This is a genomic window from Nonomuraea sediminis, from assembly GCF_018531495.1.
Taxonomy (GTDB): domain Bacteria; phylum Actinomycetota; class Actinomycetes; order Streptosporangiales; family Streptosporangiaceae; genus Nonomuraea; species Nonomuraea sediminis.
Map to the genome: position 1 here is coordinate 609,783 of NZ_JAHDTI010000003.1, position 20,281 is coordinate 630,063.

Below are 20,281 nucleotides of genomic sequence, written 5' to 3' on the forward strand. Positions count from 1 at the left end.
CCAGGTCAGCGAGTCGCAGGTGGGCCGCGGCATCCGCACGGCCCTTGGCCGCCGGCCTGCTGCGCCGCATGGCCGAGGCGGGCGAGGCCCCGGCGACGATCGAGCCCGCCGCGCCCTCGGCGCTCACGCGCCTCGCCGTGGACCCCTTCGTACGGCACGCCGCCCCCGAGCCCACCCGCTTCGCCCACCAGCCACGCACTTGACGGTGGCGGGGTCGCGGTCATACCTTTCGGGAAAGCGCTTTCCTCGAAAGGAATCCCATGAGCGTGCGCACCATCGGCGTCGTGATGAACGGCGTCACCGGGCGGATGGGCTACCGCCAGCACCTCGTCAGGTCCGTCCTGGCCATCAACGAGCAGGGCGGCGTCGCCCTCTCCGACGGCGGCCGGGTCCTGCTGCGCCCGGTGCTGGTGGGCAGGAGCCTGGACAGGGTGGCCCGGATCGCGGCGGCGCACGACATCCCCGAGTTCACCGACGACCTCGACGCGGCGCTGGCGAGCGAGGACAACCTGATCTACTTCGACGCCCAGGTCACCTCCGCCCGGGTGAAGTCCGTGCTGAAGGCGATCGAGGCGGGCAAGCACGTCTACGCGGAGAAGCCGACCGCCGAGACGGTGCAGGAGGCCGTGGCCCTGGCCGAGGCCGCCACAGCCAGGGGCGTGAAGAACGGCGTGGTGCAGGACAAGCTGTTCCTGCCTGGCCTGCTGAAGCTCAAGCGCCTGATCGACGGCGGTTTCTTCGGCCGGATCCTGTCGGTGCGCGGCGAGTTCGGCTACTGGGTGTTCGAGGGCGACTGGCAGCAGGCCCAGCGCCCGTCGTGGAACTACCGGGCCGAGGACGGCGGCGGCATCGTGCTGGACATGTTCCCGCACTGGCACTACGTGATGGAGAACCTGTTCGGCCGGGTCGAGTCCGTCTACGCCAAGGCCGTCACGCACGTCCCCACCCGGGTGGACGAGCAGGGCCGGCCGTACGAGGCGACCGCGGACGACGCGGCGTACGCGGTCTTCGAGCTGGCGGGCGGGATCGTGGCGCAGATCAACTCCTCCTGGACCGTCAGGGTGAACAGGGACGAGCTGGTGGAGTTCCAGGTGGACGGCACGGAGGGCAGCGCCGTGGCCGGGCTGCGCAACTGCCGCATCCAGCACCGCGCCGCCACCCCCAAGCCCGTGTGGAACCCCGACCTGCCCGCCACGGCCCGCTTCCGCGAGGGCTGGCAGGAGGTGCCGGACAACGAGGAGTTCGACAACGGCTTCAAGATCCAGTGGGAGCGGTTCGTCCGCCACGTGATCGAGGACGCGCCCTTCCCCAACGACTTCGCCTCGGGCGCGCGCGGCGTGCAGCTGGCCGAGCTGGGCCTGCGCTCGTCCGCCGAGGGCCGCAGGATCGAGGTGCCCCAGCTGTGAGGATCGATCTGCCCGGCGGGCCGTACACGCTGCGCGAACCGGTCACCTGGACGCCTCCAGGGAAGCCGGCGCGCAGCCGCGTCGTCTACGCCGCCGCGCACGTGGTCGCCGACCCGCTCGGCGACAACACGCCCGGCTCCCCCGCCGCCGTCGACTGGGACGCCACGCTGCGCTTCCGCCGCCACCTGTGGTCCTACGGCCTGCGCGTGGCGGACGCGATGGACACCGCGCAGCGCAACATGGGCCTGGACTGGGCCGCCACCCGCACGCTGATCGAGCGCAGCGCCCGCGAGGCGCGCGCCTTCGGCGACCCGGCCACGCTCGTCAGCTGCGGCGCGGGCACCGACCACGCACCCGACGCGAGGAGCCTGCACACGATCGCCGCCGCCTACGCCGAGCAGATCGAGACGGTCCAGGCCGCCGGCGCCGGGGTCATCGTCATGGCCTCCCGCCAGCTGGCCGCCGCGGCCGCAGGGCCGAAGGACTACCACCAGGTGTACGGCAAGCTGTTCGGCCTGGCGGACCGGCCGGTGATCCTGCACTGGCTGGGCGAGATGTTCGATCCGCAGCTGGCGGGCTACTGGGGTTCGCGCGACGTGGCCGTGGCCACCGAGGCGTTCCTCGAGCTGGTGCACGCGCACGCCGCGATGGTGGACGGGGTGAAGGTCTCGCTGCTCGACGCGGAGCACGAGGTGCGGCTGCGCGCCGCGCTGCCCGACGGGGTCAGGCTCTACACCGGCGACGACTTCAACTACCCGTCGCTGATCAAGTCGGGATCCCACGCGCTGCTCGGCATCTTCGACGCGATCGCCCCGGCCGCCGCGGCGGCGCTGCAGGCGCTCGACGCCGGGAACATCGCGCTGTACGACGAGATCCTCGCCCCCACCGAGGCACTGTCACGCAAGATCTTCGAAGCTCCGACCTACCACTACAAGACCGGAATCGTCTTCCTGGCCTGGCTCAACGGCCACCAGGACGCCTTCGCGATGGTCAACGGGGCGCAGTCGGCCCGCTCGATCACGCACCTGGCCGAGGTCTTCCGCCTGGCCGACCAGGCGGGCCTGCTGTCGGACCAGGAGCTGGCCGTGCACCGGATGAGGTCCCTGCTGGCGGTGAACGGCCTGTGAACCGGCTGTCGCTGAACCAGCGGACCACCAAGCGGTGGACCGTGGCCGAGGCCGTCGACGGGTGCGTGCGGCACGGGCTGGAGGCGATCGGGCTGTGGCGGGAGGAGGTCGCCGAGCAGGGGCCGGCCGAGAGCGCCAAGCTGGTGCGGGCGGCCGGGCTGCGGGTGTCGTCGCTGTGCAGGGGCGGCTTCCTCACCTCGGGTGGCGTGGCGGCGCTCGACGACAACCGGCGGGCCGTGGACGAGGCCGCCGAGCTGGGGGCGGCGTGCCTGGTCATGGTGGTGGGCGGCCTGCCGGGGGTGGCCCCCGGCGAGCCGTTGGGGGCGGGTTCCGGCTCGCCGGGGTTCTCGCGGGACCTGGCGGGCGCCCGCGAACGGGTGGCTGAGGCGCTGGCCGTACTCGCGCCCTATGCCGGGGAGCGCGGGGTGCGGTTGGCGCTTGAGCCGCTGCATCCGATGTACTGCGCCGACCGGGCGGTGATCTCGACGCTGGCGCAGGCCGTGGACCTGTGCCTGCCGTACCCGGTGGAGCAGGTCGGGGTCGTGGTGGACACCTTCCATGTGTGGTGGGATCCCGAGCTATCGCAGCAGATCGCCCGGGCGGGAGCCAGGATCGCCTCGTACCAGGTGTGCGACTACCTGCATCCGCTGCCCGCCGACGTGCTGCTCGGCAGGGGCATGATGGGCGACGGGGTGATCGGCTTCCGGCCGATCACCCGCGCGGTCCTCGAGGCCGGCTACCGGGGCGACATCGAGGTCGAGATCTTCAACGCCGACGTCTGGGCCGCCGACCCCGACGAGGTCGTCGCCACGATGAAGCGCCGTTACACGGAGGTGGTGATCGGCGCCGGGTGAGGCCTGAGCCGGGCCGTGCAGAAGACGCCGATCAGCGAGAGCGCCATCAGCAGCCCGGCCACCGGCCAGAAGGCTCCGCCCGCCCAGGCCGCGAGCGCGGCCGCGGCGATCGGCGAGAGCCCGCCGAAGATCATGGTGCAGACCTGGTACGACAGCGAGATGCCCGTGTAGCGGACGCGGGCGGGGAAGCCGTCGGCGAGCACGGTCGCGATCGGCCCGTACAGCGCCGACATGGCGAAGCGCATGGCCAGCATCGCCAGGTAGATCAGTGCCACGCTGCCCGAGCCGAGCACCAGGAACTGCGGGACCGACAGCGCCACCACGCCGAGCAGGCCGGCGATGACCATGCGGCGCGCGCCGACCCTGTCGGCGTAGAACGACAGCACCGGCGTGACGAGCAGTTCCAGGAAGGCCGCCAGCGACAGCCCGTTGAGCAGCATGGACTCCGACAGGTGGTGCTCGCCGGTGCCGTAGGACAGCAGGAACGTGGTGCACACGTAGTAGCCGCCGGTCGCGGTGGCCAGCGCGAACACCCCGAGCAGCACGGTGCGCCAGGAGTCCTGCAGCACCTCCCGCACGGGCAGCCGGTCCTCCGCCGAGCGCTCGGCGCGGACCTGCCTCATCGCCGGGGACTCCTCCAGCTTGAGCCGGATGACCAGCCCGACCGCGACCAGCACGGCCGACAGCAGGAACGGCACCCGCCAGCCCCAGGTGGTGAAGCCGTCCATCGCGCTCATCACGCTGAAGGCTCCGGTCGACAGCAGCGCGCCGACCGAGGAGCCGAGCTGGGCGAAGGAGCCGAAGAAGGCGCGCCGGCCCTCGGGCGCGTTCTCCACGGCGACGAGCACGGCGCCGCCCCACTCGCCGCCCAGCGCGATGCCCTGCACGAGCCGCAACGCCACCAGGAGCAGCGGCGCCCAGAACCCGATCTGGGCGTAGGTGGGCAGCAGCCCGATGGCGGACGAGGCCAGGCCCATCATCAGCAGCGTGGTGACGAGCGTGTTCTTGCGGCCGATCCGGTCGCCGATGTGGCCGAAGACGATCGCGCCGATCGGCCGCAGCAGGAAGCCGACCGCGAACGTCCCGAGCGAGGCGATGGTCTTGACGGGTCCCGGCAGGTCGGAGGGGAAGAAGACCTCGTTGAAGACGATGGACGCCGCGGTGGCGAAGGCGTAGAAGTCGTACCACTCGATGGATGTGCCGACGAGCGCGGCCAGCGCCGCTCTGCTCCTGTTGTTCATGGGGGGTTTCTCCTAAACGGGCCACACCTTGCGGCCGCCGATCCAGGTCTGGGTGTTGCCGACCGTGACGTCCGTCGCCGGGTCGCCGGCGAGCACGATGAAGTCCGCGAGCTTGCCCGCTTCGAGGGTCCCGACCTGCCGCTCGCGGTGCAGGGCCTGGGCGCCCGCGACCGTGTGCGCCCGCAGCCCGTCCGGTACGGCCAGCCGCAACTCCTCCGGGCCCAGCACGGTGCCGAGCACGGTGGTCCGGTGGGCCGCCGCGGCGACGGCCTCCAGCGGGTCGGGTTCGGCGACGGGGGCGTCGGAGCTGAAGGCCACCGGCACGCCCTTGTCCCGGCAGATCCCTGCGGGGTTGTAGCGGTGCCCGAGCTCGCCGACGGCGGCCAGGGTGCCGTCGCCGGTCCTGAGGTGGTGCTGCGGCTGCATGACGGGGACGACGCCGAGCGACGCCATCCGCGAGATCTGCTCGTCGGTGGGCAGGCCGCAGTGCTCGATGCGGTGCCTGCGATCCGGCCCTCCGGCAGCGGCCACGGCGTCCAGCACCATGCCGATCGCGTACGGCGACTGGGCGTGCGTGGCGGTCTGCAGGCCGAGCCGGTGCGCGCGGCCGACCAGTTCGGTGTACTCCTCCACGGAGTGGTAGAGCTGACCGTGGTGGCAGCAGTCGGCGGCGTACCCGTCGGGGAAGTAGGCGGTCCAGCCGCCCAGCGTCCCGTCGGCGTAGAACTTCACCCCGGCGATGCGCAGCCGGTCGTCGCCCAGGGTCCCGGCCAGCCCGAGTTCGGCGGCGGTGTCCAGCAGGGCGGAGGTCAGGTAGGCCGACACGCGCAGCCGCAGCGCACCCGCGTCCCTGGCCCGCAGGTAGGTCTCCAGCTCCCGCCTGGACACCTGGGCGTCGCCGACCGTGGTGACCCCGGCGGCCAGGAATCTGGCCTCGGCCCGCCGTACGTGCTCGATCATGACGTCGGCGGGCTCGTCGAGGTGGAAGTTCGGGCCGTGGTTGCCGATCTTGACGCCGTCGGGGCCGGTGAGCAGGTCGCAGGCGGCGTCCCAGAGCTCGCCGTTGGGCTCGCCGCCGGCGAAGCGGCCGATCCTGCCGCCCTCGGGATCCGGGGTTCCCGCGGTGATGCCGTACTTGCGCAGCGCGTAGGTGTTGACGACGCCGCCGTGGCCGGAGGCGTTCATCAGGTAGACCTCGCGGTCGGTGGCCACCCTGTCCAGGTCGTGCGCGGTGGGGTGGCGGCGCTCGGCCAGGCGGCGGTGCTCGTAGCCGAAGCCGCGCACCGGGCCGCTCTCCTTGCTCAGCAGCGCGACGAGCGTGTCGATGTCGGGCGCCACCTCGGGGCGGCAGTCCACCCAGGCCAGCGCCTGCCCGTACATGACGGGGTGACAGTGCGCGTCGACGAACCCCGGGTGGACCACGCCGCCGTCGAGCGCCAGCTCCTCGTCCACCCGCTCGAGCACGGCCCGGCACTCCTCGACCGTGCCCACGTGCTCGATCCGATCGCCCCGCACGGCCATCGCCTGCGCGTACCCGCCGGGCGTGACCACCTCGGCCCCGGCGACCAGCATCGTCCTCATCCGCATGCCTCCCCTTTCGATTGACGAGAGCATGCGAAACGAAGGAGTCGTTTGTCAATATGCAGTTTGGCGAACGAATCGTCAGTAACGCTCCTTGACGACCTCCGCGTGCACCCACGACGTCAGCTCACGCACCTCCTTGAGCCCACGCACCTCCTCCAGTACGGCGAGCACGTCGGCCAGCGACTCCCCCGCCACCGTGCCGACCAGGTCGGCCCGCCCCATGCAGGCGGCCAGATACGACACCCGGTCCCATCCGGACAACCGCTCGACCAGCGGCCCGGCGTCGCCCTCGATCCGTACCGCGAACCCGCACAGCTGACCCATCCCCAGCACCTCGGGCCGCACCAGCGCGACCACCCTGGCCACGCCCGCGTCGAGCAGCCGCAGCGTCCGCGCCCTGGCGGCGCCGGGCGACAGGCCCACCCGCGCGCCCAGCTCGGCGAAGGCGATGCGCCCGTCGGCCTGCAGCTCGGTCAGTATCCGCTGGTCCAGCGCGTCCAAGTGCAGGTCGGCGGGCGGATCGGACAGCGTGGTCGAGTCCTTGAGCACCCGCGTGTAGACGAGCGTGTCGACGCCGCGCACGCCGGGCAGCCCGCGCAGCCGGTCGATCGAGGCGGACAGGGCCGCGAAGTCGCGCGCGCGCACCTCGCTCACGAGCGCGTACCCACCGACCGTAAGCGTGACGAACGGAGCGTCGGCCAGTTCGGCGATCGCCAGCGCGACGGGCCTGGCGGGCCCGTCGACGCTGATCGAGGCGTGCGCGACCGCGGTCAGCCCCTTGACCGACGGGTGCACGATCGCCACGATCCGCACCGCCCCCGAGCTCAGCAGCCGCTGCGCCCTGGTCCGGGTGGCGGGGCGTGACAGGCCCACGCGCTGGGCGATGGTCTCGTAGGTGAGCCGTCCGTCCGCCTGCAGGTGGCGGACGATCTCGAGGTCGGTGCGATCCAGGTCCACATGGACAAGACTACGGGCGAAACGTAAGCTCGGCCGTACTATGGCGACCGAATCATCACTGAACGGCGCCGCCGCCGTCGTCCGCGCACTGCGCGACAACGGGGTGGGCATGGTCTTCGGCATCCCCGGCACACACAATCTCGAGATCTACCGGCACCTGGCGGCCTCGGGCATCCGCCACGTGGCGCCGCGGCACGAGCAGGGCGGCGGCTACGCGGCCGACGCCTACGCGCGCGTCAGCGGCCGCCCCGGCGTCTGCGTCACGACGAGCGGTCCCGGGCTGACCAACATCGCCACGGCCGCGGCCACCGCCTACGCCGACTCGGTCCCGCTCCTGGTGATCTCGCCTGCGGCGCCGCTCGGGCAGGAGCGGGCCGACGTGGGCTGGCTGCACGAGGTCAAGGACCAGCGGGCCGCCATGGACGCGCTCTACGACCGCAGCGTCCGCGCGGGCTCGCCCGCCCAGGCGGCCGCGGTGGTGCACGAGACGTTCGCCCGCTGGCGGGTCGAGCGCCCCCGGCCCGTGCACCTGGAGCTGCCGCTCGACGTGCTGGAGGCGCCCTGGGACGGCCACGCTCCCGGGCCGCTGACCCCGGCCGCGCTGCGCGCCCCCGACGAGGTGCTCGCCGCCGCGGTCTCGGCCCTGCGCGGCGCCGCCGCCCCGCTGATCGTGCTGGGCGGCGGCGCCCGCGACGCCTCCGCCCAGGCCGTACGGCTGGCGGAGCTGCTCGGGGCGCCGGTGGCCACCAGCGTGAGCGGCAAGGGCGTCGTCCCCGAGAGCCATCCCCTGTCGGCGGGGGCGAGCGTGTCCCTGGCCCCGGTGCAGGAGGCCGTCGAGGCCGCCGACGTGCTGCTGGTGGTGGGCAGCGAGCTGGCGAGCTCCGACCTGTGGGAGGCGCGACTGAGCCCGCGCGGGACTGTGATCCGGGTGGATGTGGACCTGCGGCAGTTGCACAAGAACGTGCCCGCGGACATCGCGGTGCACGGCGAGGCGCGCACGGTGCTGGCCGCGCTCTGCGACGCCCTGGCGGACCGGCGCGCCGGCGAGGACGGGCGGGAGCGGGCGGCCCGGCTGCGGGAGGCGGCCGCCGGGGCGGCCATGGAGATGGGGTCCGGGTGGCGTGCCGTACAGGACGTGCTAAGGGGGTGCCTGCCGGGTGACACGATCGTAGCGGGCGACAGCGCGCAGGTGTCCTACTTCGGGACCGTGCCGTTCTGGCCGATGGAGGGGCCGCGGCGGTTCGTCTACCCGACCGGCTACGCCACCCTCGGCTACGCCATCCCGGCGGCGATCGGGGCCAAGCTGGCCGCCCCCGACACGACCGTGATCGCGCTGGCCGGCGACGGCGGGACGCTCTTCAGCATCCAGGAGCTGGCCGTGGCCGCCGAGCTGGGCATGCCGCTGCCCGTCGTGGTGATGAACAACCACGGCTACGCCGAGATCCGCGAGGAGATGCGGGCCAGGGACATCCCGGAGACGGCGGTGGACATCCGCGGCGTGGACTTCCCCGGGCTCGGCCGTGCCTTCGGCGGGCACGGCGAGCGCCTCGACGGGCTGGACGACCTGCCTGCCGCCGTCGAGCGGGCGCTGAAGGCGAGCGGGCCCACGGTCATCGAGATAGCCGTTCCGTAGAGACCGTTCCCGCCGCGCCGTTGACCGTGATCTCGGCGCCGGTGGCGATGCGGTGCGTGGCGTCACGGACGCCGACGACCGCGGGGATGCCGTACTCCCTGGCCACCACGGCGCCGTGGGACATCGCGCCGCCCATCTCCATGACCAGGCCGCCCGCGGTGAGGAACAGCGGGGTCCAGCCCGGGTCCGTCGAAGGGCAGACCAGGATCTCGCCCGGCTCCAGGTGGGCGCCGACCGGGTCGAGGACGACCCTGGCGGGGGCGGTGACCGTGCCCGCCGAGGCGGGGGTGCCGGTCAGCGCGCCCTCCTCGGCAGGTGTGGACAGGGCTTCCGGCTCGACGCCGTCGGACAGCATGACGCGCGGCACGTGCCTGCGGCGGGACTCCAGCTCGTAGGCCTGCCTCCGCTCGGCCACCAGGGCGCGCAGCTCGTCCGGCCGCGGCTCCGCCACGGCGGCTCTGGCCTCGGCCAGGGTCAGGTAGAAGACGTCGTCCGGGTCGTCGAACGGCAGGTGCGCGCCCACGGCCTGGAGGCTGCTCCGTATCGCGGCGAAGGCCTTGACCGCGTAGAACTTGGGCAACTCGCGCAGGCCCGCGTAGGCGCGGGTGCGGCGCAGGGCGGCGCGGATGACCGCGCGGCGCAGCGGGCCCTTGCCGCGGGCGGCGAGCCCGGCGACGGCGGCCCGCGCCTCGGCGGCGCCCTTGGCGAACAGGGCGGCCGGGGCCAGGGCGGGATCGTCGAGGCGCAGGTAGTTGGCCAGGACGCCGAGGATGTGCGCGGGCCGCTCCGACCAGCGCGGGACGCCGAGGTCGATCTCCGCCACCCCGCGATGGCCGTACTCGCGCATGAAGGCCTCGACGCCCTGCTGGGCCCTGGGCGGCAGTGAGCCGGATTCGTAAAGGCGGGCCAGCTCGGCCACCGGCTTGGCGAACGGCTCAGGCTCGATGCGCGTGGCCAGGTCCCACAGGGCCAGGTCCATCTCGGTGGTCGGGTTGTTCGGCAGGCTGCGCAGCACCGACTGCAGTTCCTCCGCCGAGGCGCCCGAGAGCCTGCCCGCCAGCCCGAACAGGCCGTAGCCGGTGATCACGATCGGCATCACGGAGGCGATGAGGGGAAACGTCCTGCTCAGCACCCGTTCGGCGTGATCGAGGCGGAACGCCGGGCTCGCGGTGTCCGGCACCTGGAGCCACCTGTCGAGCACGCCGTCGAGGCTCTTGGCGTAGGCCAGGGCCGCGCGCGGCCTGGTGAGCGCCAGGAACACCCTGCTGGGCGCGTGCAGCCGCCGGGCGAAGCGCGAGGCCGCCCGCGCGAACGGCCGCCGCGAGGGCTGGGTCACCGACAGCCGCGGATCCTCCATGAGCCGCTCGAAGACGACCCCGGCGCGCGCCTCGCCCAGCTTGAGCATCCGCGGCAGCAGGAACCTGCCCACCCGGCTGCGCAGGGCCGGCGACACGTCCATCCACAGCCGCTGTCCCGCCACCCGCAGCGCCGTGGCGCGGGCGAACCCGAACGCGCCCGCCGCCCCGTCGGCGATCACGCGGATGGCGTCCAGCCCCATCGGGGTGATCGGGCCCATCACCCCCTGCGCCACGTTGACGGACAGGTAGACGCGCAGCCCGTCGGCCGTCTTCTCGGGCAGCGGGTACAGCGTGGTGATCGGCCGGGCCTGCGTCAGCCAGAGCGCTCCCCCGGCGTCGACGGCCCATTCGGTGTCCTGCGGCGCGCCGTAGTGGTCCTCGACGCGCGCGCCCAGCGCGGCCAGCGCGCGCACCTCGTCGTCGGTCAGCGACAGGTCCTCGCCCGCCGTCTCGACCCGTACGGTCCCGCCGCCCGGAACGGAGCGGATGGCCAGCCGCTTGTCGCCCGGCTGCCGCAGCAGGATCTCGCCGGTGGCCGTGTCGACCACGAACCTGTCGGGGTTGACCGCGCCCGACACCACGGCCTCGCCCAGACCCGGCGCGGCGTCGACGACGGCCTCGCGGCGGCGGCCCGTCACCGGGTTCGCCGTGAACATCACCCCGGCGACGCGGGCGTCCACCATCTCCTGGATCACCACCGCCAGCCGTACCGTGGCGTGGTCGATGCCGTTGGACTCGCGGTAGGCGACGGCGCGGTCGGTCCAGAGCGAGGCCCAGCAGCGGCGGACGGCCTCGAGCACCGCGTCCGCGCCGACCACGTTGAGGAAGGTGTCCTGCTGCCCGGCGAAGCTGGCGTACGGCAGGTCCTCCGCGGTGGCCGACGAGCGCACCGCCACCGGGACGTCCTGGCAGAGCTCGCGGACCGCCGCCGCGACGTCGTCCGGGATGCCGGTCTCGAGCAGCCGCTCACGCGCGATCCCGGCGAGAGCGTCCCCGCCGTGTGCCGCGATGACCTCGTCGAGGCCCGCCGCCTCGGCCGCCCGCCCGTAGGCCTCGGTGGTCAGCACCCAGCCGGGCGGGACGGGCAGGCCCGCCCTGATGAGCTCGCCCAGGTTGGCGCCCTTGCCGCCGACCTCGGCCAGCATGCCCGCATCGATCTCCGAGAACTCCAGCGCGGTCTTCATCGCCCGTACTCCCCGCGTTCGCCTGAGGTTCAGCGTCTCACCTCAGGCCAGAGAATTCAACGACTGATGAAAAGCGGGGTCCCGTCGAGGTCCCAGCCGGGATCGGTGGCGATGCCGAGCTGCGCCAGCGCCGTCGGCCCCACGTCGACCAGGCGCGGCCCGTCCAGGCGGATCCCGCCGAGGTCCTCCTCAAGCCTGGCCGCGATCACGAAGACGCCCCGCTCCTCGGCGGAGTCGCCACCGTGCCCACCCCCGTCCACATGGCCGTGGTCGGTGGTGACGATGACCGTCCAGCGCTCCTCCTGGTACGGCGGGCGGTTCCTGACGGCCTCGATGAAGCGGGCCAGGTAGGCGTCCTGCGCCGACAAGGCGTCGGCGTAGTCCTGGCACAGCGGGCCGAGGTCGTGGGCCACCTCGTCGGTGGCGCCCAGGTAGACGAACATCAGGTCGGGGTCGGACTCGGCCAGATGGCTCTCGGCGGCGGCGGCCAGCTGCTTGTCGGCCGTCATGAACGAGATCGCGTAGCCGTCGAGCACGAACCTGGAGTCGACGGCCAGGCCGAACGCGCCGTGCTCGTCGAGGGCCGCCCATGAGAAGAACGCCGAGGTGTTCAGCTGCGGCTTGGCCTGCTTGGCCCGCGTCAAGAAGTCCGGATATTTCGTGAAGCGGGCACCTCCGAACCCGTTGTCCACCACGCCATGCCGATCCGGCCACACCCCCGTCAGGATCGACGCCCATCCCGGCCCGGAATCCGTCCGCGAGTCGATCTCCCTCTCGCGGTCACCGAACGCCGCCTCCCTCTCGCGGCCGGACGCCGCGCCCGCAGAACCGCCCGCACCTCCTGCCGCCACTGATCCGCCACGGCCCGCGGCCCCGGACCTGCCCGCGTCTCCCCCATGGGGAGAGCCTTCCGCCGCCGGTCCGCCACGGCCCGACGAGAAGCCCTCGGGTCCCGTGGGAGCCTGCGCGGCCGCGGACCCGCCGGTCCCCGTGGCGCTCCCGGTCGGAGCAGCGCCGGAGGGTGTGGCGAGTTTGGGACGTGGGGTGCGGATGACCTCGCCGGGGGACTTGGTGCGGGGGGTGGCGGGCTTGCCGTACGGGAGGACGCTCGTGCCGTGGGCACCGGTGGCGATGAGGTGCGTCAGGGTCGGCGGGCACAGGGCCGTGATGCGGTCGAAGCGCAGGCCGTCCATGCCGACGACGAGTACCTTGTCCCTCACTGCGACGTCCTCTCGTAGCGGCGCACCCACTCGGCCGCGCCCGGCAGGATCTTCTCCACGGGAGCCACCTGTGGATACCACGTCCGCTCCCATTCGAGCGACACCCATCCGTCGTATCCGGCCTCGTGCAGCAGGCGGCCCTCCTCCTCCAGCGGCACCGACCCGGTCCAGAGCGGCACCGGCGTGGTGTCGGTGGCCGAGACGGCGTCCTTGACCTGGACGTAGGCCAGGTGGGGGCCGAGCGCGGCGAGCGTGTCGGCCGGAGGTTCGCCGTTGCGCCACGGATGGAGCAGGTCCCACAGCGCACCGGTCGCCTCGGGGCACCCGGCCTCGTCGAGGAGCCGCGCCACGGCCGCCCCGGTGGGCATCAGGTCGTGCGTCTCCACCAGGACCCGCACGCCGAGGCTGCTCGCCGTACCGGCGACTGCCCGCAGGCGGCGCGCTCCCACCGCGGGATCGTCGCCGCGCGGGAACACCCGCACCCCGGGAGCACCCAGGTCGGCGGCCAGCCGCAGATCGTCGACCAGCGCCGCGACGACGGGCTCGTCCTCTCCCGGCTCGCAGATCCTGACATATCCGGCGAGCGCCGAAATTTCCAGACCTGCAGTGAAGATCCGATCGCGGGCGGACCGCCGCTCGTCAGGGGAGAGCCCCGCGTGCACTCCCGTGTCGGGATGCAGCCGCAGTTCCAGCCCCTGGCACCCGTGCCCGGCCGCGACCGCGATCGCCCGGTCAAGCCCCTCGCCCGGCATCCCCAGCGTGCTGACCGCCAGCTTCATGTTCCCTCACCTTCTGTACGGCAAGCCCCGGCCCCACTCCCCTGCCGAAGCCCACCCTCACGACCGACCAAGCCCACCTCACGCCAACACCCGCCCCATCCGCAGCCGACCGAACCCGCGTCCCGCGCCGCCGTACTCACTCGTCGAAGCACATCGCAGGAGCCACGGCAGCACGGGGCGGCAGCCGCCGTACTCACTCGTCGACACGCATCACAGGAGCGGCGGTGGTGCGGGGTCGGCAGAGCGGCTGGCGACATCCTCGCCCGACGAAGCACATCGCGGAAGCGGCAGTGGTGCGGAGTCGGTAGAGCGGCTGGCGACGTCCTCGCTCGTCGAAGCGCGTCGCGGGAGTGGTGTGGGGTCGGTGGAGCGGCTGCCGGCGGCGGGAGGGCCGGCGGCGTCAGGGGACGGCGGGTCAGGGGCCGCAACGGCGCACGCTCTCCCTGAGGACGACCTCACCGGTGATCTCCTCCACCACGGGCGCCTCGCCCTCGCCCAGCGCCAGCTCGAGCGCCCGCGCGCCCATGTCGGTCAGCGGCAGCCGTACCGTCGTCAGAGCCGGGACCTGGTCGCGCAGCGTGGCGATGTCGTCGAAACCGGCCACCGACACGTCCTGCGGCACCCGGATCCCGCGTTCGCGGTAGGCGGCGAGCGCGCCCACCGCCATCACGTCGTTGACCGCGAACACGCAGGTCGCGTCGCCGGTCTCGGTGGCCGCCTGGTAACCGCCGTCACGGTCGAAGGGCCCGTGGACGACGCGCGGCGTCGGCAGCCCCAGCTCCTCGACGGTCTCGACGAACCCGGCGCACCGGTCGGCGGCCGTCATGAGGTGCGGCGGCCCTGCGAGCACCGCGAAGCGCGTGTGTCCCAGCTCGGCCAGCGCGCGGGCGAGCGCGGCGGCGCCCGCGCGGTTGGCGGGGGCGACCGTGTCGACGCCGAGCAGGTCCTGGCCGACGCAGGCGACCCGGCCGCCGCCCGCCTGGTAACGCACCAGTTCGCTGCGCAGCCGGGCGGTGACCTCGGTGTCGGTGACGCGAGAGCCGGCCAGCAGGACGGCGCGCACCCGCTGGGCGTTCAGCGTCGCCACGTAGGCGATCTCCTGCTCCGGGTCGCGGTGCGTGGTGCCGACCATGACGAGCAGGCCCTCGCCCGCGGCCGCCCGCATGGCGCCGTCGGCCAGCGCCGCGAAGTAGGGGTCGGTGAGATCGTGCACGACGAGCCCGATCACGTTGCTCGCCCCTCGGGCGAGCGCCTGGGCCGCGACGTTGGCACGATATCCGAGCTCGTCGGCCGCCCGCTCCACCCGGGCCCGCAGGTCGGCGCCCACCTGGCGGGTGCTGCCGTTGAGCACCCGCGAGGCGGTCGCCAGGGACACGCCCGCCTGCTTGGCGACGTCCTCAAGCGTGACCACGAGACCTCCCGGAAAGCGGTTTCCCAGTGTGTCAGAACGACACCTGGCCCGCATCCTCGCACGCCCCACCCCACCAGCACAGCACCCCGCCCCAGAGGTACGGCGCGCGACCGGAGAGCCAGGCGAGCTCCGCACCATAGAGAGATCCGCGGACGCGAAGTCCCAGCCTGCGCGGGACAGGCTGGGACGAGAGGAGGCGCGGTGCACGGTGACTGGCTACCAGTTGAACAGGAAGCCCAGCAGACCCCCCTGCTTGGACTGCGTGGGTTGCGGAACGGGAGCCTGGGTGCCCGTGGGCGCCGGCCCCGGGTTGGTCGGCTGGCTGGACTGCTTGGTCGAGGAGACCTGCTGGTCCTGGTCCGTCGTGGTGTTCTTGATGGGACCGTCCGGCTGCTTGGTGCTGCGCGTGCTGGGCTTGGTGGTCGGCACGCCGATGCGCGTGGGCGAGGTCCGCGGCGTGGGCGTGCGCGTGCTGCGCACCCGGACGGGCGTGTGCGTCGGCGCCGTCGTATCCGTGGCCGTGGGCTCGGGCGAGTCGGTCTCGGTGGGCTCCGACTCGGACTTGGAGTCCTTCGGCGTGGGCGTCGGCGCGGTCAGCTGGCCGACGCTGGCGCAGTGCCCGCCGGCGCACGGGTCGTCGTCGGAGGAGCTGGTGAGCATCCACCCCGCTCCCGCGCCGAGCACCACGACCGCCGCGGCCGCCACCAGCAGGATCTTGGTACGGCGGCGCACCTCCTGATCCCCCTGGTCACCACCGTCATCGCTCCACCCGGAGCCGAGGAACCCGCGCTTGGGCTCGCCGTCCTCGGCGTCGAAGCCGCGGTCGATCGGCAGGTACCCGGAGTCGGACTCCTCGTCGGAGGAATCCGCCGAAAGGGAGGAGGAAACCAAGTCGTGCGGTCCGCTCGCGCCGGCCGTCCCGGTGAAGGGCTCATCCCGGAGCGGATCGCCAAACGCGCCGGCGGAACCTAGCGGATCGACCGAGCCCAGCGGATCGGCCGAGCCGAGCGGATCGGCCGAGCCGAGGTGGTCGCCGGAGGAGGCCAGCTCGGAACCGGAGCCAAGACGGTCACCCAGAGGGTCGGCGGCCAGCGCGTCACCGGCCAGCGCATCCCCGGAATCACCGTAGGAGGACCCGGTCTGCGCGAGGTAGTCGCCGATCTCCACCGGAGCACTTCTGTCCGGCGGCATGATGTAGGTCTCGTTGCCCGAGACCTGGATGGCAGGCTGCTCGTCCGTGTCGTCCGTGCTCCAGCGCGGGGACAGCACGTCGCCGCTGAGGTCCGGGTTTAACGCCTCATGAGGCCTGTCGTTCTCGTCGCGCGCCACGGTGAACCTCTCTAGTACGAATTCGCAACGCGCCCCTTCCTAACAGACTCCACCACCACTTGTCCGGAAATTTCACAGGATCCCCTCAAATGATGATGCGTTTCAGGGGCCAAACCAACGTTCAAGGGCCTCATGCAGTGGGTAGGAGCTCCTATTTGGGATCCAAGCGACGTACCCATCCGGACGCACCAGAACGGCATCCACGTCGAGCTCCGCCGTGGCCCGCACGACCTCCACCCGATCGCGCCACCCTTCGGCCTCGGCCACCAGATCGTCCCGCCCGGCCAGATCCAGCAGCAGCGGCCGCCCGCCCCGCAGCAGCTCGACCAGCCGCACGGGACCGTCGGAGGTCTTCAGCTCCACGTCGGGCAGCATCCATCCCGCCCCCGGCGCCCCGACGCAGTAGACGGTGTCCACGCCGCTGATCATGCCGCCCAGGTACTCGTTGACCTGGTCGAGCCCCATCAGCTCGGCGAACAGCTCACGCAGCGGGTCCATCGCGGGATCGGGGTTGGCCAGCGCCGTCTGCGCCCGCACGTTCCACAGCACCCGGGCCGCCACCGGGTGCCGCTCGGCGTGGTAGGTGTCGAGCAGGCTGCCGGGCGCCTGCCCGCGGACCACGGCCGCCAGCTTCCAGCCCAGGTTCATGGCGTCCTCCAGCCCGGTGTTGAGCCCCTGCCCGCCCCACGGGAAGTGGACGTGGGCCGCGTCCCCCGCCAGCAGCACGCGCCCGGCACGGTAGTTCTCGGCCTGCAGGGCGGCGTCGCCGTACCGGGACAGACCGGCGGGGTCGGCCATCGGGACGGGCACGCCGAGGATGCGCTCGGCGCTGGAGCGAAGCTCCTCCAGCGAGACGGGAGCCTGGCGGTCGGCGTGCGGCGCCTCGAAGTCGTAGGTGGTGATGCGGCTCAGCCCCAGGGGGTTGACCCAGGCCAGCACCCAGCCCCGCGGCGTCCGGTTGTAGCCGGAGGGCACGCCGTACGGGTCGAGCAGGCGCACGTCGCCCGACAGGGCGGCGACGCGGGCGCCCGTGCCGGTGAAGGGGATGCCTGCGGCGGCGCGGACGGCGCTGCGGGCTCCGTCCGCGCCGACCACGTAGCGGGCGGCGACCTCGCGGCCGCCGACGGACAGCAGCACGTGGTCGTCGTGCTGGACCAGCCCGGTGACCTCCTGCCCGCGCCTGATCTCGGCGCCGAGCTCGACGGCGCGGCGCGCGAAGACCTGCTCGGCCCAGGCCTGGGGGCTGCCCACGATGCTCGGCCCCTCCCCCGCGACGGTCCCGAGGTCGAGACCGAACATGCCGGAGAAGTGGAAGCTGACGCTCCCCCTGGTCGAGCGGCCCACCAGGTCGAGCAGCCCGCGCCGGTCCAGGCTCTGCGCGGTGCGCGCGTGCAGCGTGCCGGCCTTGGACTCCCCTGACGGTACGGCGAGCCGCTCGAACACCACCGGCCGCACCCCCTGCAGGGCGAGCTCGGCCGCGAGCAGCATGCCGACGGGTCCCCCGCCGGCGACGGCGACATCGATCATCACGATCCTCCTCGATAGAGACGAACACCGGCGGGCCGGAGCAGGTTTCAGGCGGGCACCGGCTCGGCGATCGGCTTCCTGGCGAAGGTGAGCGCGACCACGGTGCCCAGCAGCATGCCGACGGCGGCGATCAGCACGGCCGCACGCAGGCCCGAGGCCAGCGCGGCGCCGGTGGCCGTGCCGAGCCCGCCGGCCGCGACCAGGACGGCCAGCCCGAGCGCGGCGCCGACCTGCAGCGCCGTGGAGGCCATGCCGGAGGCGACGCCCTGCTCGGCCGCGGCCACGCCGGTGGCGGAGGCGATCCACATGCCGGTCCAGGTCAGCCCCTGGCAGACGCCCATCACGACGATCCCGGGCAGGACGGCCCAGTAGCTGCCGCCCTGGCTCACCCCGAGCGCGAGCGCCGCGGTGCCGAGCGCGCCGCCGACCGTGCCGATGACCAGGGTGGCGCGCATCCCGATGCGGCCCGCCATCCGACCGCCCAGCTGCGTGCCGAGCGCGATGAGCAGCGCGGGGACGAGGAAGGCCAGGCCGGTGGTCACCGCGCCGTAGCCGAGCACGTTCTGGAAGTAGACGGTCAGGAAGTACGGGATGGCGTTGAACGTGGCGCCGAAGACCAGGATGACCGCGATGGCCGAGGTGAGGCTGCGGTTGGCGAACAGCCGCAGCGGCATCAGCGGGTCGGCGCTGCGCCGCTCGACCGCCACGAAGGCGGCCAGCAGCACCACCGCCAGCACGAACGCCCCCAGGATGGCCGGGGAGGCCCAGCCGGACTCGGGCCCCTGGATGAGGGCGTAGGCGAGCAGGCTCACACCGCCGGTGGCCAGCACCGCGCCGGGCAGGTCGAAGCGGCGCCCGCGCCGGTCAGGCCCGTCGGCCGGGAGCAGGACGTAGGCACCGGCGATGGCCAGCACGGCCAGCGGCACGTTGACGTAGAAGTCCGCCTGCCAGCCCCACGCGCCGGTGAGCAAGCCGCCGGCCAGCGAGCCGATGGCCAGGCCGCTGGCGCCCGCGCCGCTCCACACACCCAGCGCCCTGTTGCGCGCGGGCCCCTCCTCGAAGCGGGTGTTGACCAGCGCCACCGTGGCGGGGAAGAGCAGCGCGCCGCCCAGCCCCTGCACCACCCTGGCGGCCACCAGCAGCCCGGGGCTGCCGGCCAGCCCGCCCGCCAGCGACGACAGCGCGAAGATCACCAGTGCGGCGACGAACATCCGGCGCCGCCCGAGCAGGTCGGCCGCGCGCCCGCCGAACAGCAGGAAACCGCCGTAGGCCACCGCGTACGCGCTGGCCACCCATTGCAGGGTCTGCGGCGAGAACCCGAGATCCCGCCCGATGTCGGGCAGCGCCACGAACACGATGAAGAAGTCGAGGGCGATGATGAGCTGCGACAACGCCAGCAAAGCCAGGGTCCAACCGGAACGAGGGGACATCGGTATCCTTAGTACGAAATTTTCGAACGGTACGAAATCCTCGTACAGTCGAACCGTCGGCGTCAAATCATCGTTCGAAAATCTCGTACTATGGACGGCATGCTTCATCCATCGCGGGAGCAGATCGAGCTGGTGGACGTGCTGGCGGCACTGGGCCATCCGGTGCGGGCCCAGATCGTGCGCACCCTCGCCGACGGCGAGGAGCAGGCCTGCGGCGACATCATCAGCGGCGTGCCGAAGTCCACGCTGACCAGCCACTGGCGGATCCTGCGCGAGAGCGGCGTGACCTTCCAGCGCAACCAGGGCAGGAACCTGCTGGTCCGGCTGCGCCGCGACGACCTGGACGCCCGCTTCCCCGGCCTGCTCGACCTGGTCTGCCAGGGCGCCACGGATGCGCCGGAATGATCGAGGGCTCCATTCAAACCGCGTGAAGCGGGCGCGCCATCACATGTTGTGACGCCATCATTACGGTCATGCTATCGGCCCAGAAAGCACCCCCTCCCGGTGCGCGGGCGGTGACCGGGCTGCGCGCCCAGGCCCGCGCCGCGCGCCGGACCGCGCTGGTCGCGCTTGCCGGTTCGATCGCGCTGCTCACCGCCGCCCAACTGCTCGCCGAGCGGGCCCGCACCCGCGAGGGCGCACTGCCGCTCGCCGTACTGGCCCTCGGGCTCTTCCTCGGCTCGCTCCCCGCACTGTCCGTCACCCAGGGGGTCTGGGGCGCGCGAGCCAGGGCGGTCCGCAGGCGCGAGCTCGAGCTCTACTCCGTCGCCCGCGGCGCCTGGCTGTGCCTGGCCTCCCGGCTCGGCGTGGCCGCCTGCTGGGCGGTGACGCTGCTGCTCGGCTTCACCGTGCCGCGCCTGTTCCAGGAGTCCGGGATGTACGGCTTCGCCGCCGCGCTCGCCGGAGCCGCGGACATCGTGGCGTTCCCGGCCTACGCCGCGGGCGCGCTCTTCCTCGTCTGGTGGGGGCGGGACCTGGTGAGAACCCTGGCGCACGTCAAGTCGGGGCGAGCCCCCGGCGACCCGTGGGACCCCGGCTCCGGGCGGCGCGGGCCAGGCGCCGCGACGCTCTGGACGGGCGCGGCGCTGGCGATCGCCGCCCTGGTCGCGGGCCGTGCCCACCTGTGGGAGCCACCCACCGCGCTCGTCTACGCGCTGCTGGCGGCGGCGCTCGTCCTGGCGTTGGTTACTGGCGAGTAGCATAGGCGCGGTGGCTTTCCCCAACGAGGAGCGAACCCGTGC

17 protein-coding genes are annotated in these 20,281 nt (G+C 73.0%); 7 read left to right on the plus strand and 10 right to left on the minus strand.

The window, feature by feature from the left end; translation table 11 throughout:
* The first annotated feature begins 44 nt into the window (after positions 1 to 44).
* From KIK09_RS16960 to KIK09_RS16975, 4 genes are read left to right on the plus strand one after another with little or no spacing between them, the layout of a single operon-like run.
* A complete protein-coding gene (locus KIK09_RS16960) occupies positions 45 to 203 on the plus strand; it encodes a hypothetical protein (protein ID WP_214320172.1) in 159 nt (52 codons plus the stop codon).
* 57 nt (positions 204 to 260) lie between these two features.
* On the plus strand, positions 261 to 1,406 hold the full coding sequence (locus KIK09_RS16965) for a Gfo/Idh/MocA family protein (protein WP_214320173.1): 1,146 nt from the start codon (positions 261 to 263) through the stop codon (positions 1,404 to 1,406).
* Complete coding sequence (locus KIK09_RS16970) at positions 1,403 to 2,533, plus strand: dihydrodipicolinate synthase family protein (RefSeq protein WP_214320174.1); 1,131 nt, start codon at positions 1,403 to 1,405, stop codon at positions 2,531 to 2,533. The genes KIK09_RS16965 and KIK09_RS16970 overlap by 4 nt, the downstream gene beginning before the upstream one ends.
* The gene (locus tag KIK09_RS16975; RefSeq protein WP_214320175.1) at positions 2,530 to 3,387 is read left to right on the plus strand and encodes a sugar phosphate isomerase/epimerase family protein; all 858 of its coding nucleotides are present in this window, start codon (positions 2,530 to 2,532) and stop codon (positions 3,385 to 3,387) included. The genes KIK09_RS16970 and KIK09_RS16975 overlap by 4 nt, the downstream gene beginning before the upstream one ends.
* Here the strand turns inward: KIK09_RS16975 and KIK09_RS16980 are convergent.
* From KIK09_RS16980 to KIK09_RS16990, 3 genes are all read right to left on the minus strand, one after another.
* Complete coding sequence (locus tag KIK09_RS16980; protein ID WP_214320176.1) at positions 3,357 to 4,628, minus strand: MFS transporter; 1,272 nt, start codon at positions 4,626 to 4,628, stop codon at positions 3,357 to 3,359. The two genes, KIK09_RS16975 and KIK09_RS16980, sit on opposite strands and share 31 nt — an antisense overlap.
* Positions 4,629 to 4,640: 12 nt before the next feature.
* Positions 4,641 to 6,209 (minus strand): amidohydrolase, encoded by a 1,569-nt coding sequence (locus KIK09_RS16985; RefSeq protein ID WP_214320177.1) that lies wholly within the window; start codon positions 6,207 to 6,209, stop codon positions 4,641 to 4,643.
* A gap of 81 nt (positions 6,210 to 6,290) precedes the next feature.
* Positions 6,291 to 7,169 carry an Lrp/AsnC family transcriptional regulator gene (locus KIK09_RS16990; RefSeq protein WP_214320178.1) on the minus strand — a complete coding sequence of 293 codons (879 nt, stop codon included), beginning with the start codon at positions 7,167 to 7,169 and terminating at the stop codon, positions 6,291 to 6,293.
* A gap of 40 nt (positions 7,170 to 7,209) precedes the next feature.
* Between KIK09_RS16990 and KIK09_RS16995 the strand changes: the two genes are divergently transcribed.
* Complete coding sequence (locus KIK09_RS16995) at positions 7,210 to 8,802, plus strand: 5-guanidino-2-oxopentanoate decarboxylase (RefSeq protein ID WP_214320179.1); 1,593 nt, start codon at positions 7,210 to 7,212, stop codon at positions 8,800 to 8,802.
* Here the strand turns inward: KIK09_RS16995 and KIK09_RS17000 are convergent.
* From KIK09_RS17000 to KIK09_RS17030, 7 genes are all read right to left on the minus strand, one after another.
* On the minus strand, positions 8,780 to 11,344 hold the full coding sequence (locus KIK09_RS17000) for a PEP/pyruvate-binding domain-containing protein (protein ID WP_214320180.1): 2,565 nt from the start codon (positions 11,342 to 11,344) through the stop codon (positions 8,780 to 8,782). The genes KIK09_RS16995 and KIK09_RS17000 overlap by 23 nt on opposite strands.
* Before the next feature lie 56 nt (positions 11,345 to 11,400).
* Positions 11,401 to 12,564, minus strand: a complete 1,164-nt coding sequence (locus tag KIK09_RS59200) for an alkaline phosphatase family protein (RefSeq protein WP_214320181.1) — start codon at positions 12,562 to 12,564, stop codon at positions 11,401 to 11,403.
* Positions 12,561 to 13,343, minus strand: a complete 783-nt coding sequence (locus tag KIK09_RS17010) for a sugar phosphate isomerase/epimerase family protein (RefSeq protein WP_214320182.1) — start codon at positions 13,341 to 13,343, stop codon at positions 12,561 to 12,563. Before KIK09_RS17010 ends, KIK09_RS59200 begins: the two co-directional genes overlap by 4 nt.
* Positions 13,344 to 13,758: 415 nt before the next feature.
* Positions 13,759 to 14,754, minus strand: a complete 996-nt coding sequence (locus KIK09_RS17015) for a LacI family DNA-binding transcriptional regulator (protein ID WP_308164140.1) — start codon at positions 14,752 to 14,754, stop codon at positions 13,759 to 13,761.
* A 216-nt stretch (positions 14,755 to 14,970) separates the two neighbouring features.
* Entirely contained in the window at positions 14,971 to 16,083 is a 1,113-nt protein-coding gene (locus KIK09_RS17020) for a hypothetical protein (RefSeq protein WP_214320184.1), read from the minus strand.
* Positions 16,084 to 16,185: 102 nt separating this feature from the next.
* Positions 16,186 to 17,610 carry an FAD-dependent monooxygenase gene (locus KIK09_RS17025; protein ID WP_214320185.1) on the minus strand — a complete coding sequence of 475 codons (1,425 nt, stop codon included), beginning with the start codon at positions 17,608 to 17,610 and terminating at the stop codon, positions 16,186 to 16,188.
* Between the two features lie 47 nt (positions 17,611 to 17,657).
* Entirely contained in the window at positions 17,658 to 19,040 is a 1,383-nt protein-coding gene (locus KIK09_RS17030) for an MFS transporter (RefSeq protein ID WP_214320186.1), read from the minus strand.
* A gap of 99 nt (positions 19,041 to 19,139) precedes the next feature.
* Here KIK09_RS17030 and KIK09_RS17035 point away from each other — a divergent pair, with 99 nt between their 5' ends.
* Together KIK09_RS17035 and KIK09_RS17040 are read left to right on the plus strand one after the other, a co-directional pair.
* Positions 19,140 to 19,445 (plus strand): ArsR/SmtB family transcription factor, encoded by a 306-nt coding sequence (locus KIK09_RS17035; protein WP_308164141.1) that lies wholly within the window; start codon positions 19,140 to 19,142, stop codon positions 19,443 to 19,445.
* A gap of 68 nt (positions 19,446 to 19,513) precedes the next feature.
* Entirely contained in the window at positions 19,514 to 20,239 is a 726-nt protein-coding gene (locus tag KIK09_RS17040; RefSeq protein ID WP_214320188.1) for a hypothetical protein, read from the plus strand.
* The last annotated feature ends 42 nt before the right edge of the window (positions 20,240 to 20,281 follow it).

Coding starts and splice junctions, on each gene's coding strand:
- KIK09_RS17030 (WP_214320186.1), bottom strand. CDS start 19,040: ATGTCCCCTCGTTCCGGTTGGACCCTGGCTTTGCTGGCGTTGTCGCAG.
- KIK09_RS17025 (WP_214320185.1), bottom strand. CDS start 17,610: ATGATCGATGTCGCCGTCGCCGGCGGGGGACCCGTCGGCATGCTGCTC.
- KIK09_RS17010 (WP_214320182.1), bottom strand. CDS start 13,343: ATGAAGCTGGCGGTCAGCACGCTGGGGATGCCGGGCGAGGGGCTTGAC.
- KIK09_RS16995 (WP_214320179.1), top strand. CDS start 7,210: ATGGCGACCGAATCATCACTGAACGGCGCCGCCGCCGTCGTCCGCGCA.
- KIK09_RS17000 (WP_214320180.1), bottom strand. CDS start 11,344: ATGAAGACCGCGCTGGAGTTCTCGGAGATCGATGCGGGCATGCTGGCC.
- KIK09_RS17035 (WP_308164141.1), top strand. CDS start 19,140: ATGCTTCATCCATCGCGGGAGCAGATCGAGCTGGTGGACGTGCTGGCG.
- KIK09_RS17040 (WP_214320188.1), top strand. CDS start 19,514: ATGCTATCGGCCCAGAAAGCACCCCCTCCCGGTGCGCGGGCGGTGACC.
- KIK09_RS16985 (WP_214320177.1), bottom strand. CDS start 6,209: ATGAGGACGATGCTGGTCGCCGGGGCCGAGGTGGTCACGCCCGGCGGG.
- KIK09_RS16965 (WP_214320173.1), top strand. CDS start 261: ATGAGCGTGCGCACCATCGGCGTCGTGATGAACGGCGTCACCGGGCGG.
- KIK09_RS16980 (WP_214320176.1), bottom strand. CDS start 4,628: ATGAACAACAGGAGCAGAGCGGCGCTGGCCGCGCTCGTCGGCACATCC.